Genomic DNA, 13,938 nt, shown 5'->3' with positions numbered 1-13,938 from the left:
TGCGTGGTCGGTGGGGGACGACGAGGGCGACCAGTGTCGCAGCCCGGGGTTCTGGTCGCGTCGGGGCGGTGCGGCTGGCTCGCGGTGCGCTCGGTGTGCGACCAGAACGGCGGTGGGTCGTTCTGGTCGCGTGCGTGGTCGGTGGGGGACGGCGAGGGCGACCAGTGTCCCAGCCCGGGGTTCTGGTCGCGCCGGGGTGGCCCCGTCGTCCAGGGGCCGATGGCGGGCGTGGTAGTCCTGACCGCCATGGCCGAGCCCGAGACGCCCCGCACCGAAGCCGCCACGGCGATCGCCAGCCCGATGGCGGCCACGGTGGCGGGGCTGCCGGTGGCGGTGGGGGCGGTGGTGGAGGCCGGGGCGCCGGTGGTGGTGCTCGAGGTCATGAAGATGGAGCACCCGGTCACCGCCCCCGCACGCAGCCGGGTGGTGTCGGTGGCGGTGGCCGAGGGCGACGCGGTGGTGGCCGGGCAGGCCCTCCTGGTGCTGGGCCCGGTGGGCGTCGAGGACCCGGCGGCCGGCGGGCAGGCGGCAGAAGCGGCTGTAGCGGGGGAGCGGGCCGACCTGGCAGAGCTGCGGCGGCGCCGGTCGCTCCTGGCCGACGACGCCCGCCCCGAGGCGGTGGCCAAGCGCCACGCACGGGGCCAGCGCACCGCCCGCGAGAACGTCGCCGACCTGTGCGACGACGGCTCGTTCCAGGAGTACGGCGGCTTCGCCTTCGCCGCCCAGGAGGCCCGGCGCAGCCGCGACGACCTCCAGGCCCGCACGCCGGCCGACGGCCTGATCACCGGCATCGGCACCGTGAACGCCGCCCAGGTGGGCGCCGAGGCGGCCCGCTGCGCGGTGGCGGCCTACGACTACACGGTGCTCGCCGGCACCCAGGGCCAGCGCAACCACCACAAGAAGGACCGGCTCTTCGAGCTGGCCGAGCGGCTGCGGCTCCCCGTGGTGCTCTTCGCCGAAGGTGGCGGCGGGCGGCCGGGCGACACCGACGTGCCGGTGATCGCCGGGCTCGACACCCGGGCCTTCGAGCACTTCGCCCGCCTGTCCGGCCTGGTGCCGCTGGTCGGCGTGGTGGCCGGCCGGTGCTTCGCCGGCAACGCCGCGCTGCTGGGCTGCTGCGACGTGGTGATCGCCACGGCCGACGCCAACATCGGCATGGGCGGCCCGGCGATGATCGAGGGCGGCGGCCTCGGCGTCTTCCGGCCCGAGGAGGTCGGCCCGATCGACGTGCAGGTGGCCAACGGCGTGGTCGACGTGGCCGTGGCCGACGAGGCCGAGGCGGTGGCCGTCGCCAAGCAGTACCTGTCGTACTTCCAGGGCCCGGTGGCCGCAGGGCCGGTGCCCGACCCCGAGGCCCTGCGCGACGTCGTGCCCGAGCACCGCAAGACCGTCTACGACGTGCGGCGGGTGATCGACGGCCTGGCCGACGAGGGCTCCGTGCTGGAGCTGCGGCGGGGGTACGGCACCGGTATCGTCACCGCCCTGGTCCGCCTGGCGGGCAAGGCGGTGGGGGTGATCGCCAACGACCCTGCGGTGCTGGGCGGGGCCATCGACGCGCCGGCGGCGGACAAGGCGGCGCGCTTCCTGCAGCTGTGCGACGGCCACGACCTGCCGGTGCTCTCGCTGTGCGACACGCCGGGCTTCCTGGTGGGCCCCGAGGCCGAGGAGACCGCCCAGGTGCGGCGATTCTCACGCCTGTTCGTCTCCGGCGCCTCGCTGAGCGTGCCGCTGGTGACCGTGGTGCTGCGCAAGGCCTACGGGTTGGGCGCCATGGCCATGGCCGGGGGCAGCTTCAAGGCGCCGGTCACGGTGGTGTCCTGGCCCACCGGCGAGTTCGGCGGGATGGGCCTCGAGGGTGCGGTCCGCCTGGGCTTCCGGGCTGAGCTGGAGGCCATCGCCGACCCCGTCGAGCGCCAGGCGGCCTTCGACCACATGGTGGAGGCGGCCTACCGCCACGGCCAAGCGCTCAACCTGGCAGCCCACCTGGAGATCGACGACGTCATCGACCCCGCCGAGACGCGGGACCGGGTCCTCGCCGCCTTCGCGGCCGCCCCGCCCCCGGCGCCCCGGACCGGCAAGAAGCGGCCCGGCATCGACCCCTGGTAGGTCGCGGGCGCGGCGACCGGTCAGGCCAGCGCGGCAAAGGTCTGGTCGAGGACCGTGGTGAAGCAGGCGTAGACGGCGGCGACCCACTCGGGGTCGTCGGGGGCGAAGGCTGCGCGGAGGTCGGCCTTGATGGGGTCGGCCTCCGGACCGGTGGGGTTGCCGTGGTGGTGGAGCCAGTTGTCGGCCCGCAGCGCCTGCAGCACGGTGATCGAGTCGACGGTGCCCCACTCGAGGGCGATGGACGTGACCTCGATGGGCGCCAGCCACGCCTCCGCCGCCGCCATCCACTGTCCGGCGAGGTCGGCGCTCACGGAGTCGCCGGCGGTGTTCGACGCCACGCGGTCGCCCCACCAGGCCACCGCCCGTTCGTAGTCGGGGGTGCCGGGGACGGCGTGGGAGATGAGCTCGACCTCGGCGCGCTCGCCGAGGCCGGTGTGCAGGTCCAGCAGCACCACCCGGCGGGCGTCGAACAGGCGGGTCCGGACCAGCTCGCGCAGGAGCCGGTGCGACCGCACCGGGCCGCTGCCGCCGTAGAAGATGCCGGTCGGGTGGTGGTACTGGCCCCCGCTGACCGCCGCCTGCACGCCGTCCATGCCGTGGGCGCCGGCGTACTCCAGCAGGGCGGTGTCGGCCACGGCCAGCGCCTCGGGCGACAGCGACGGCGGGTCCAGCGCCTCGGCCAGCTCGTCGTAGCCGGCGTTCGCCGGGGGGTCGTCGAAGTCGGCGAAGTTGCGGTTCAGGTCGACGTTGTCCTCGTTCACCCGGCGGACCCAGGCGAAGCCGTAGGGGTTGATGGCGTGGACGAGCAGCACCGCGGTGCCGTCGGGCAGCAGGGCCCGGCCGTGCGCCTCGAGCCAGCGCGACTGGCACAGCGAGCCGGCGAAGCCCTCCACCCCGTGGGTGCCCGAGACGATGCCGATCACGTCGGCGGCGTCGGCCGGTCCCAGCCACGCGACGTCGACCGCCAGCTCCTCCCCGGACGGGCCCCGGTCGGGGAACGGGTGGCTCTGCACCACGGCGCCTGCGGCATCGGCCGCCGCCAGGAACCGCGCCCTCGCTGCGTCGTACCCCGCCGCCAGTCCCTCGCCCACGCTCATGCCCCGAAACGCTACCGATCCCTCCTTCCACCCGCAGGGACCAGCCCCGGTCAGGCGAGGCCGGCGACGAGGTGGGCGCGGAGGAAGGCGGCGAGGTCGTCCGGGTCGTCGAGGTCGACGGTGACGGCAGGGGTGGTCACGGTGGTGACGAGGACGCGGAGCAGCCACTCGGCGGCGCGGCGGACGTCGAGGTCGGCCCGCACCTCGCCGGCGTCGCGGGCCGCCTCGAGGTAGGGCACCCACAGCTCGATCCACGGGACCATCAGGAGCGGGAGGTCGCGGGTGAGGAGGAGGGCGACGGTCTCCGGCTCGGTCTCGTCGAGGCCCAGCAGCGCCTGGTCGGGCACGTAGGTGCGCACCAGGTTGGCGTTGGCGACGATGCGGTCGATGAGGGTGTGCTCGGCGTCGATCACCGCCACGCTCTCCTGGACGAACTCGGCGGTGGCCCGGCTGAAGGCGGCGGCGACGAGCGCCTCCTTGGTCGGCCAGTAGCGGTAGACGGTGCCGCGAGACACACCCGCCACCCGGGCGACCTCCTCGATGGTGGTGCGCCGGATGCCCTGCTGGCGGATGCACTCCGAAGCGGCGTGGAGCAGCTGCTCCTCGGTGGTGGGCACGCGTGCAGCCTCGCGCCCCGAGCTCGTGACCATTGCCACAACTGTACAGATCTCGTAATCTGTTCAGCGTGCGCCGCTCAGGGGATCGGCGAGAAGGGGAACCATGAGCCATGACCTGGTGATCCGCGGCGGCAACGTGGTCGACGGGACCGGTGCGCCGGCGCGCACGGCCGACGTCGCGATCGACCGGGGGCGGGTGACCGCCGTGGGCGAGGTGCCCGGTCGCGGGGCTCGCGAGCTCGACGCCGACGGCGCCCTGGTGACCCCGGGCTGGGTCGACATCCACAGCCACTACGACGGCCAGGCCACCTGGGACGAGGAGCTGGCCCCCAGCTCGTGGCACGGCGTCACCACGCTCGTCACCGGGAACTGCGGGGTGGGCTTCGCGCCGGCCAAGCCGGACAGCCACGACTGGCTGATCGGGCTCATGGAGGGCGTCGAGGACATCCCCGGCTCGGCGCTGGCCGAGGGCCTCACGTGGGACTGGGAGACGTTCCCCGACTACCTCGACGCCCTGGACCGGCGGCAGTGGACCGTCGACGTGGGCACGCAGATCGCCCACGGTGCGGTGCGGGCCTACGTCATGGGCGAGCGCGGCGCCCGCAACGAGCCGGCGTCGAGCGACGACATCGCCGCCATGGCGGCCATCGTGCGCGAGGCCGTGCAGGCCGGCGCCCTCGGCTTCTCCACCAGCCGGACCATCGCCCACCGGGCCATCGACGGCGAGCCGGTGCCCGGCACCTACGCCGCCGAGGACGAGCTGTTCGGGATCGGCCAGGTGCTCGGTGAGCTGGGCACCGGCGTGTTCGAGCTGGCGCCCACCGGGGTGGCCGGCGAGGACATCGTGGCCCCCATGAAGGAGGTCGACTGGATGCGGCGCCTCGCCGAGCGGGTGGGCCGCCCCGTCACCTTCGCCATGCTCCAGGTCGACGCCGCCCCGGAGCTCTGGCGCGAGATGCTCGGCGCGTCGGCCGCGGCGGCCGCCGACGGCGTGCGCCTGGTCCCGCAGGTGGCCGGCCGGCCCACCGGCCTGCTGTCGGGCTTCGAGACCACCTACTCCTTCCTCGACGCGGTGCCCGCCTACCAGGAGCTGGCTGGGCGGCCGCTGGTGGAGAAGGTCGCCCGCCTCCGCTCGGCCGAGGGCCGCGCCGCCGTGCTCGGGTGGGAGCCCGATCCGGCCACCGCCGAGCAGCTCGCCCACGCCGCGCACAACACGTACCTGCTGGGCGACCCGCCGCAGTACGAGCCGGGCCCCGAGGACACCTTGGCCTCGGTGGCGGCGGCCAGCGGGCGCTCGGTGCTGGAGGTGGCGCTCGACGCCATGCTCGCCGACGGCGGGCAGGGCCTGCTCTACCTGCCGATCCTCAACTACAGCGACGGCCACTCCGACTCCACGCGAGATGCTGCTGCACCCCGCCGCCGTGCTCGGCCTGGCCGACGGCGGCGCCCACGTCGGGACCATCTGCGACGCGTCGATGCCCACGTGGATGCTCACCCACTGGGTGCGCGACCGGCCACGGGGCAACCGCTTGCCGCTGGAGTTCGTGGTGGCCCGCCAGACCCGGGACACGGCTGCGCTCTACGGCCTGGGCGACCGCGGCGTGCTGGCTCCGGGCATGGTGGCCGACGTCAACGTGATCGACTTCGAGGGCCTCCGCCTCGACCCGCCCCGGGTCCACGCCGACCTGCCGGCCGGCGGGCGCCGCCTGCTCCAGCAGGCCCAGGGCTACCTGGCCACCGTGAAGTCCGGGGCGGTCACGTTCCAGGACGGCGTCGCCACCGGCGAGCACCCCGGCCGGCTCCTCCGCGGCGCCCGCTGACCATCCGGCCCGCCCGGGCCCGGCGAGCCCGGCTCGGCCTCAGGCGCTGCGCTCCGGCGTCCGCGCGCCTCGTCCACCCACTCCAACCGACACCGCGACGCCCCCGCTCCGTCGCCCACCCGACCCACCTCCCGGAGGCTCCCCGATGACCGTCCTGCACCACCACCGCCCGGCCACCCGTGCCCTCGCCCCGTTCGCGGCGGCCGCCCTGCTCCTGCTCGGGGCGTGCAGCTCCGACGGGAGCGACGCCAAGGCCGCGACCACCACCGAAGCGGCGCCCGCCGGATCGACCACCACGGCCGCCGGTCCCACCGACAGCACCACCACCACCGCCGCTCCGGCGTCCGAGCCGCTGAAGATCCTGGTGAGCAACGACGACGGCTACTCCGCCGAGGGCATCTCGACGCTGGTCGACGGGCTCCAGACGCTCGACGACGTCGAGGTCACCGTCGTCGCCCCGCTCGACCAGCGCAGCGGCACCGGCGGCAAGACCACGGAGGGCACCCTCGCGGTGTCCGACGTCGAGCTGAAGAGCGGGTTCGCCGCCAAGGCCGTGGACGGGTTCCCCGCCGACACCATCCGGGCGGCCTACGACGACCTCGGCCTCGACCCCGACCTGGTCATCACCGGCATCAACGAGGGCCAGAACCTCGGCCCGCTCGTGAACGCCTCGGGCACGGTCGGCGCGGCCCGGGCCGCGGTCGCCCGCGGCGTGCCCGCCCTGGCCACCAGCTCCGGGCTGGGCCAGCCCGTCGACTACGACGCGGCGGTGCCGTTCGTCCTCGACTGGGTCAAGCAGCACCGCGAGGCCATCGAGGCCGGCGACGAGCCGGCGGCGGTCACCAACCTCAACGTCCCGTCGTGCGCCACGGGCGAGGTCCGCGACCTGGTGGAGACCGAGACCGACCTGGACGGCAAGGCCGGCGACGCCCTGAAGGGCACCCAGGACTGCAGCGGGACGGACCCGGCGGACGAGGCCGCGGGCGACATCACGGAGTTCACGGCCGGCTTCGCCACCTTGTCGCCCGTTTCCGCCAACCCCTGAGACCGGAAGATCACGGTCAGCAGCAGGAAAAGCACGTAACGTGGCGAACAACCTCTGGACCATGGACGAACCGGGCGGGTTGGCCATCGCCTCCTCAGCAGAACCCACGAACGACGCAGACCTGCAGCGCGAGCTGTACCTCACCGAGGAAGCGCTCGCGGAATCCGAGCGCCGCTACCGGCTGCTCGCCACCAACGCCACCGACCTGGTCATCCGGGCCAACGTCATGGGGCGCATCACCTACGTCTCGCCGTCGGTGGCCGCGGTGCTGGGCTACGACGCCAGGGACCTGATCGACACCTCGGTGATCGACCTGGTCCACCCGGACGACCGGGCGCGGACCCAGCAGGCGATGGCCGACGGGCTCGGGACCGGCCACGCCGCCCCCACCTGCTTCGTGTGCCGCTCGCGCGGCGCCAACGGCACCTGGATCTGGACCGAGACCATGAGCCGGCCGATCTTCGACCCCGACACGGGCGAGATCGTCGAGGTCCAGAGCTCCATCCGCGACGTGACCAGCCGCGTCGAGGCCCGCAACCAGCTCCGCTTCAGCGAGCGCCGGTTCCGCTCCGCGCTGGCCAGCTCCCCGGCGGCCACCGCAGTGGTCGACCTCGACCACCGCGCCGTGCTGGTCAACCGGTCCATGGCCGCCCTGCTGGGGCGAGCGCCGGCCGAACTGGAAGGCACCGACTGGCGCCGCTGGGTCCACGAGCCCGACCGGCCGCTGGTGGCCCAGATGGCCAACACCGGATGGGGCGGACGGGTCACCCGACCGCTCGACCTGCGGTTCCGGACCCCGGAGGGGGCGGTGCGGTGGGGTCGGCTGACCCTCTCGCCGCTCGACCTCGAGCCGGAGCCGGACCTCACCCCCGGCGCCGAGCCCGGGTGGCTGGTGCAGGTGCAGGACGTCACCGTCGAACGGCGCCGCACCGAGCTGGTCGAGCGCCACAACCTCCACGACGGCCTCGGCGGTCGGCTCCGGCGCCAGGAGACCGACCAGCTCATCCAGGACGCCCTCGATGCCGGCTGGCTGACCGTGCACTACCAGCCGATCGTCGACCTCCGCACCCGGCGGATCGTGGGCCACGAGTCGCTCCTGCGCATCGACCACCCCGAGCGAGGGCTGCTGGCGCCGTCGCTCTTCCTCGGCCGCGCCGAGGAGACCGAGCTGATCATGCCCATCGGCCGCTGGGTGCTCGAGGAGTCCATCCGGCGCACCGGCGTGCGGTGGGCCCTCGGCGACCGCACCTGGGTGGGCATCAACGTCGCCGGCTCCCAGCTCATCCACGACGAGCTCACCGGCGTGGTGGCCGAGGCGCTCGAGCGGGCCTCCCTGCCGGCGTCGGCCGTGCACATCGAGGTCACCGAGAGCACCGAGCTGCTGCCCGACGGCACCGGCCGGGCGGAGGTCGGGCGCCTGCGGGCGCTGGGCTGCCCCATCTGGCTCGACGACTTCGGCACCGGCTTCTCGTCGCTGACCTACGTCCGCCACCTGCCGGTGTCGGGGCTGAAGCTCGACCGCACGTTCGTGGCCGGCGTCGACGACGACCCGCAGTCGGCGGCCATCGTCGACGCGGTGCTGGGCCTGGCCGAGGGGCTCGGCCTCCAGGTCATCGCCGAGGGCGTCGAGTCCGAGCGGCAGGCCATGACCCTGGCCGACCTCGGCTGCCCCCTCGGGCAGGGCTACCTGTTCGGCCGGGCGGTGCCCGAGCCCGGGCTCTGAGCGCTCAGAACTGCCAGGGGTACGGGGACCAGTCGGGGTCGCGCTTCTCGAGGAACGAGTCGCGGCCCTCGGCGGCCTCGTCGGTGCCGTAGGCGAGCCGGGTGGCCTCGCCGGCGAACACCTGCTGGCCCACCAGGCCGTCGTCGATCAGGTTGAAGCTGAACTTGAGCATGCGCTGGGCGGTGGGGGACTTGCCGAGGATCTTGCGACCCCACTCGAGGCCCTCGGCCTCGAGGTCGGCGTGGTCGACCACCCGGTTCACCATGCCCATCCGGTGGGCGTCCTCGGCGGTGTAGGTGTCGCCGAGGAAGAAGATCTCCCGGGCGAACTTCTGCCCGACCTGGCGGGCCAGGTACGCCGAGCCGAAGCCGCCGTCGAAGCTGGCGACGTCGGCATCGGTCTGGCGGAAGGCGGCGTGCTCGCGGCTGGCCAGGGTGAGGTCGCAGACCACGTGGAGGCTGTGGCCCCCGCCGGCGGCCCACCCCGGCACCAGGCAGATCACGATCTTCGGCATGGTGCGGATGAGGCGCTGCACCTCGAGGATGTGCAGCCGACCCGAGCGCGCCGGGTCGATGGTCTCGGCGGTGTCGCCCTCGGCGTAGCGGTAGCCGTCCTTGCCTCGGATGCGCTGGTCGCCGCCGGAGCAGAACGCCCAGCCGCCGTCGCGGGGGGAGGGGCCGTTGCCGGTCAGCAGCACGCAGCCCACGTCGGAGCTCATGCGGGCGTGGTCGAGGCAGCGGTAGAGCTCGTCGACGGTGCCCGGGCGGAACGCGTTGCGGATCTCGGGCCGGTCGAACGCGATCCGCACCACGCCGACGTCGACCGCCCGGTGGTAGGTGATGTCGACCAGGTCCTCGAACCCGGGCACGGCCTTCCACGCGGTGGGGTCGAACAGCTCCGAGACCATGGGTCGCTCCGTCAGGGTGGGGTCGGCGAGGGCGCCGACCGGTCTAGCCCACCCCTCGGGGCCGGCGGGGATCCACCGGCCTCAGGCGCCGGGCGGGGCCCACTTGTTGTAGGTGAGGTTGAAGCTGGGGACGTCGTCGAAGCTGACCATGTGCTCGAAGACCCGCTCGTAGCCGGTGTGGGAGATGCGCCACGTGCCGTCCTCGCCGCGGCGGTAGCGGTCCTCGTAGGTGGACATGCCGTCGAGCAGGAACCGGTACTCGGTCATGATCACCCGGTCCTGGAGCGACCACGTGCCGGTGGCCTCGTCCCCGTCCACGGTGAGCTCCGGGTGGTGGACCTGGTGGAGCGTGATCATCGTCGGGCCCAGGTTCTCGCGCATGTAGGCGACGATGTCGGCCGGGCCGGTGAACGACACCCGGCCGCCGTAGGACGCGGTGGCGTCGTCGGTGAAGACCGACTCGAACAGGTCCCAGTCCTTGTGGTCGAGGGCCCGGAAGTACCGGTACTTGAGCTCCTCGAGCTCGCGGTAGGTGACGAGGTCGTTGGCGTCCACGTGGATCCCCTGGGTGTCGGCGGCCGCCCCTGTGCCGGCCTGCCGGGCGATTCTGACACACCGTCAGAAACCGGGCCGGACGGTCGGAAGGGTCAGGACGCCGGCCACAGGTGGTGCAGCGCGTAGCTGCGCCACGGCCGCCACCGACGGGCCACCTCGGTGGCGGCCCGAGCGGTGGTCGGCCCGCCGACGTTGGCGAGGCCGCGCAGCACGGCGAGGTCGGTGGGGAGGAACACGTCGGGGTCGCCGAGGGCCCGGAGGGCGACGTAGGCCGCCGTCCACGGACCGATGCCGGGCACCGAGAGCAGCCCGCCCTCCACCTCGGCCCGGTCCGAGCCGGGATCGAGGACCAGTGCACCGTCGGCCACGCGCCCCAGGGCGGCGGCGAGCGCTCGGCCCCGAGCGCGCGGCATCGGGAGGTCGGCGGGGTCGATGGCGGCGATGGCCTCGGCGGTGGGGAAGCGGTGGGTGAGGCTTGCGTCCGCCAGGTCACCCGGGAGCGGTCGACCGAGCGACGCCGCCAACCGCCCGGCCACCGTGCGGGCGCCCGGGACCGACACCTGCTGGCCGAGGATGGCCCGCACCAGCAGCTCGGCGCCGTCGACGGCGCCAGGGCTGCGGCGGCCGGGCACCCTGGCCACCAGGCCCCCGAGCCAGGGGTCGGCACCGAGGAGCGCGTCGATGGCCTCGGGGTCGGCGTCGAGGTCGAGCAGGCGCCGGCACCGCTCGACCGCCGGCCCGAGGTCGCGCAGGTCGGTGAGCACCAGCCGGGCGTCGACGTGGTCGGGGGCGGGGGAGAGGGCCACCGTCGCCGGGCCGTGGGGCAGGTCGAGCACCCGGCGGTAGGTGCCGTCGGCCTCGGCCACCTCGACGCCGGGCACGGCCCGCAGCGCCAGGAACCCGAGCACCTCGGGACCGGCGAACGGCGTCCGGGTGGCCAGGCGCAGCCGGATCGGCGTGGCGGCCCCCGACGGCGACGCCGGGGAGCCCGATCCTCCGGGGTCCGGCACGCCCGCGCGGCCGCGGAGGATCGCCGTGCGCCGGTCGGCCCGCAGGATCGTGGGGGTGGTGCCGAACACCTCCCGGACGGTGTCGTTGAACTGGCGGATGCTGGCGAAGCCGGCGGCGAAGGCCACCTCGGCGAACGGCAGCGCCGTGGTCTCGACGAGCAGGCGAGCCGTCTGGGCCCGACGGGCCCGGGCCAGCGCCAGCGGTCCGGCGCCGAGCTCGGCGACGAGCACCCGGTGCAGGTGGCGCTCGCTCACCGCCAGCCGGCTGGCCAGGCCGGCCACCCCCACCCGGTCGACCATGCCGTCGTTGACCAGGCGCATGGCCCGGCCGGCCAGGTCGGCTCGCTGGTCCCACTCCGGCGAGCCCGGGGCGGTGTCCGGTCGGCAGCGCCGACAGGCGCGGAACCCGCCCTGCTGGGCGGCGGCCCCGGTGCGGAAGAAGCGGACGTTCGACCGCCGTGGGGTGGTGGCCGGGCAGCTGGGCCGGCAGAAGATCCCGGTGGAGGTGACGGCGACGAAGAACCAGCCGTCGAAGCGGGCGTCCTTGGCCTGCACCGCCCGGTAGCAGCGCTCCTCGTCGTCGATCACGGGGCCATCCTGCCCTCTGGCCGGCCACGCGACTGGCGGGCATCGGACACGCACGCCGTCCCGGGCAAGGGCTCTCGGCCCCGACGACCCGAGGTCCCCGTCGTCGGCGGACCGCAGGCGTAGCCTGGCGCCCATGATCGACGACGAGCCGAAGACCGGGCCCGCCGACGTCTCCCGCACCCTCACCGACGCGATGGAGCGGGCCGGCGTCCACCCGGCCTACGTCCACGCCGTGCGCACGTGCGGGTTCGTGTACACCGAGGAGAACGCCCACAGCCTCACCGCCGACCAGGTGGTGCGCTGGAACCGGGCGCTCGACGGCTGGTTCCTCGACCACCCCGACGTCGACGCCGGGTGAGCATCGCAGGCCGCTGAGCTGGCCTGCTTGCAGGAGTTGCCGGAACGGGCGTTCGCCCTGCTAGGGTCGCCGGGTCGATCAGGGCCGGTCCGCCGGCCCGATCGGACAGCGATCTCGAGAGGGGACGCCGCAAGGCGAACCCGAGGCCCAGCGTGGGCCCGTCGGCCCCTGGGGTCGACAGGAGCGGGAGATGGCTGTCGACCTCGACCCCGAGTCGAGGCCCCGCCCCTGCACCCCCAACTCGAGATCCGCGCCCCCCCGGGGCGCTGAGGAGCCACCTCCATGTCCGTCACCTTCGACTCGCTCGGCGTCCCCGCCGAGATCGCGCGCCGCCTCGCCAAGCGCGGCATCGACACCCCCTCTCCCATCCAGGCCGCCACCATCCCCGACGCCCTCTACGGCCGGGACCTGTGCGGCAAGGCCCCCACCGGGTCCGGCAAGACCATCGCCTTCGGCATCCCCATGGTGGCCCGCGTGCCCCGGGCGGCGCCGAAGCGCCCGAAGGGCCTCGTGCTCACCCCCACCCGAGAGCTGGCCATCCAGGTGGCCGACGAGCTGCGGGCCCTCGGCGGCGAGCTCCGGGTCCTCGCCGTCTACGGCGGGGCCGGCATCGAGCCCCAGATCAAGCAGCTCCGCGCCGGCGTCGACATCGTCGTCGCCTGCCCCGGCCGCCTGCTCGACGTCATCGAGCGCGGCGCCTGCGACCTCCGTGACGTGCGCTTCGCGGTGGTCGACGAGGCCGACCGCATGGCCGACATGGGGTTCCTCCCCGACGTCCGCCGCATCCTCGACATGGCCAACGAGCACCGCCAGACGCTGCTGTTCTCGGCCACGCTCGACGGCGCCATCGACGCCCTCGTGAAGGGGTACCAGAAGGACCCGGTCGTCCACGAGATCGCCGACGAGGAGACGGGCGACGTCGTCCACCACTTCTGGGCCAGCGAGCGCCCGGGCCGGGCCCAGCTCACCGCCGAGATCATCGAGCGCACCGGTCCCACCATCGTCTTCTCCCGCACCCGGCACGGCGCCGACCGCATCGCCAAGCAACTCGCCCAGGCCGGCGTGTCCGCCGCCCCGATCCACGGCGGCCGCAGCCAGGGCCAGCGCGAGCGGGCGCTCAACGAGTTCCACCGCGGGGCCGTCAAGGCCCTCGTGGCCACCGACGTCGCCGCCCGCGGCATCCACGTCGAGGGCGTCCTGTGCGTGGTGCACTTCGACATCCCGGCGGACCACAAGGACTACATCCACCGTTCCGGCCGCACCGGCCGCGCCGGCAAGACCGGCACCGTGGTGGCCCTGGTCCCGATCGCCCAGAAGCGAGACGCCGCCAAGCTGCGCAAGCTCGCCGGCCTCGAGGGCGAGCTGCGCGAGCCCGACGTGACCCGGCTGCCCGAGGGCCACGCCACCTTCAAGTCGGCGTCGAGCCACAACCCCAAGTCGAACGACCAGCGTGGCCGCCGCGCCGACGGCGACGCCCGGCGCAGCCGCCCCGACGCCCGCTTCCGCACCGAGTCGCCGTCGCGTCCGTCGAACCGGCCCGCCGCCGAACGCAGCACCGGCCGCCCCGCCCGCAGCGAGCGCCCGGCTCGCGTCGAGCGCTCCGACGACGGCGCCGATCTGGCCTCGCCGTGGTCGTCGAAGAACAGCGACAAGGCCCGGAGCGGCGGCCCCAACCGGGCCGAGCGCCGCGAGGCCCGCTTCGGCGAGGCCGAGAGCGCGGAGCGCAAGGCGCGAGCCGCAGCGAAGGCCAAGGAGCGCGCCGACCGCCCCGCCCGCACCGAGCAGGCCGACGGCGAGGCCTTCGATCGGGCCCTCGCCGGGTCCGGCAAGGTGCGGCCCAGCGGCGCCTCCCGCCGCAAGGCCAAGCGCGAGTCGCTGGTCGACGCCGGCATCCCCGCCGGCCCGGCCAAGAAGCGCCGGAGCGGCAAGCCCCGCCCGCCGGCCGCCAAGCGCCGCGGCTGAGCCGTCGCCGGCTCCAGCCGGCCCGGCCTCCGCTTCGGTCCGGAGCCCCCCCACGTCGACTCGACCCGCCCTCCGGGGCGGGTCGAGCCGCGCTCGGGCGCCGAGGACCGGCGGTCGAGCTCACCCGTTCGGCGGGTTGGCCATCGAGCT

Annotated in this window: 10 protein-coding genes and 1 pseudogene; 6 read left to right on the top strand and 5 right to left on the bottom strand. The window is 74.6% G+C overall.

Annotated elements, in window-relative coordinates; genetic code table 11:
* Nucleotides 1-228 precede the first annotated feature (228 nt).
* Nucleotides 229-2,106, top strand: a complete 1,878-nt coding sequence (locus KSP35_RS04880) for a carboxyl transferase domain-containing protein (RefSeq protein WP_254126991.1) — start codon at nt 229-231, stop codon at nt 2,104-2,106.
* Between the two features lie 20 nt (nt 2,107-2,126).
* Here the strand turns inward: KSP35_RS04880 and KSP35_RS04875 are convergent, their stop codons facing one another.
* Both KSP35_RS04875 and KSP35_RS04870 read right to left on the bottom strand, forming a co-directional pair.
* Entirely contained in the window at nt 2,127-3,203 is a 1,077-nt protein-coding gene (locus KSP35_RS04875; RefSeq protein ID WP_216999433.1) for a M14 family metallopeptidase, read from the bottom strand.
* Nucleotides 3,204-3,253: 50 nt separating this feature from the next.
* Complete coding sequence (locus tag KSP35_RS04870) at nt 3,254-3,820, bottom strand: TetR/AcrR family transcriptional regulator (RefSeq protein WP_216999431.1); 567 nt, start codon at nt 3,818-3,820, stop codon at nt 3,254-3,256.
* Nucleotides 3,821-3,923: 103 nt separating this feature from the next.
* Here KSP35_RS04870 and KSP35_RS04865 point away from each other — a divergent pair.
* From KSP35_RS04865 to KSP35_RS04855, 3 genes and pseudogenes are all read left to right on the top strand, one after another.
* Nucleotides 3,924-5,640, top strand: a pseudogene (locus tag KSP35_RS04865) (amidohydrolase family protein).
* A 145-nt stretch (nt 5,641-5,785) separates the two neighbouring features.
* Nucleotides 5,786-6,685 carry a 5'/3'-nucleotidase SurE gene (locus KSP35_RS04860; protein ID WP_216999429.1) on the top strand — a complete coding sequence of 300 codons (900 nt, stop codon included), beginning with the start codon at nt 5,786-5,788 and terminating at the stop codon, nt 6,683-6,685.
* 61 nt (nt 6,686-6,746) lie between these two features.
* Nucleotides 6,747-8,408, top strand: coding sequence for an EAL domain-containing protein (locus KSP35_RS04855; RefSeq protein WP_216999427.1), 1,662 nt, complete (start codon nt 6,747-6,749; stop codon nt 8,406-8,408).
* 4 nt (nt 8,409-8,412) lie between these two features.
* Here the strand turns inward: KSP35_RS04855 and KSP35_RS04850 are convergent, their stop codons facing one another.
* The 3 genes from KSP35_RS04850 to KSP35_RS04840 form a co-directional block, all read right to left on the bottom strand.
* The gene (locus KSP35_RS04850; protein ID WP_216999425.1) at nt 8,413-9,315 is read right to left on the bottom strand and encodes a 1,4-dihydroxy-2-naphthoyl-CoA synthase; all 903 of its coding nucleotides are present in this window, start codon (nt 9,313-9,315) and stop codon (nt 8,413-8,415) included.
* 81 nt (nt 9,316-9,396) lie between these two features.
* Entirely contained in the window at nt 9,397-9,870 is a 474-nt protein-coding gene (locus KSP35_RS04845) for a nuclear transport factor 2 family protein (protein ID WP_216999423.1), read from the bottom strand.
* A gap of 92 nt (nt 9,871-9,962) precedes the next feature.
* The gene (locus tag KSP35_RS04840) at nt 9,963-11,468 is read right to left on the bottom strand and encodes an AlkA N-terminal domain-containing protein (protein WP_216999421.1); all 1,506 of its coding nucleotides are present in this window, start codon (nt 11,466-11,468) and stop codon (nt 9,963-9,965) included.
* 133 nt (nt 11,469-11,601) lie between these two features.
* Between KSP35_RS04840 and KSP35_RS04835 the strand changes: the two genes are divergently transcribed.
* Both KSP35_RS04835 and KSP35_RS04830 read left to right on the top strand, forming a co-directional pair.
* Nucleotides 11,602-11,826, top strand: a complete 225-nt coding sequence (locus KSP35_RS04835) for a hypothetical protein (RefSeq protein WP_216999419.1) — start codon at nt 11,602-11,604, stop codon at nt 11,824-11,826.
* Nucleotides 11,827-12,108: 282 nt separating this feature from the next.
* Nucleotides 12,109-13,788: a DEAD/DEAH box helicase gene (locus tag KSP35_RS04830; protein WP_216999417.1), complete on the top strand. Its 1,680-nt coding sequence runs from the start codon at nt 12,109-12,111 to the stop codon at nt 13,786-13,788.
* The last annotated feature ends 150 nt before the right edge of the window (nt 13,789-13,938 follow it).

This window comes from Aquihabitans sp. G128 (assembly GCF_019048865.1).
Classification (GTDB): domain Bacteria; phylum Actinomycetota; class Acidimicrobiia; order Acidimicrobiales; family Iamiaceae; genus Aquihabitans.
The sequence above is the reverse complement of the archived record's forward strand: the minus strand, read 5'-3'. Positions and strand labels throughout refer to the sequence as shown.

What these genes read in the sequence shown, in the direction of transcription:
- KSP35_RS04855 (WP_216999427.1), top strand. Translation starts at nt 6,747, where the DNA reads ATGGACGAACCGGGCGGGTTGGCCATCGCCTCCTCAGCAGAACCCACG.
- KSP35_RS04850 (WP_216999425.1), bottom strand. Translation starts at nt 9,315, where the DNA reads ATGGTCTCGGAGCTGTTCGACCCCACCGCGTGGAAGGCCGTGCCCGGG.
- KSP35_RS04875 (WP_216999433.1), bottom strand. Translation starts at nt 3,203, where the DNA reads ATGAGCGTGGGCGAGGGACTGGCGGCGGGGTACGACGCAGCGAGGGCG.
- KSP35_RS04830 (WP_216999417.1), top strand. Translation starts at nt 12,109, where the DNA reads ATGTCCGTCACCTTCGACTCGCTCGGCGTCCCCGCCGAGATCGCGCGC.
- KSP35_RS04860 (WP_216999429.1), top strand. Translation starts at nt 5,786, where the DNA reads ATGACCGTCCTGCACCACCACCGCCCGGCCACCCGTGCCCTCGCCCCG.
- KSP35_RS04835 (WP_216999419.1), top strand. Translation starts at nt 11,602, where the DNA reads ATGATCGACGACGAGCCGAAGACCGGGCCCGCCGACGTCTCCCGCACC.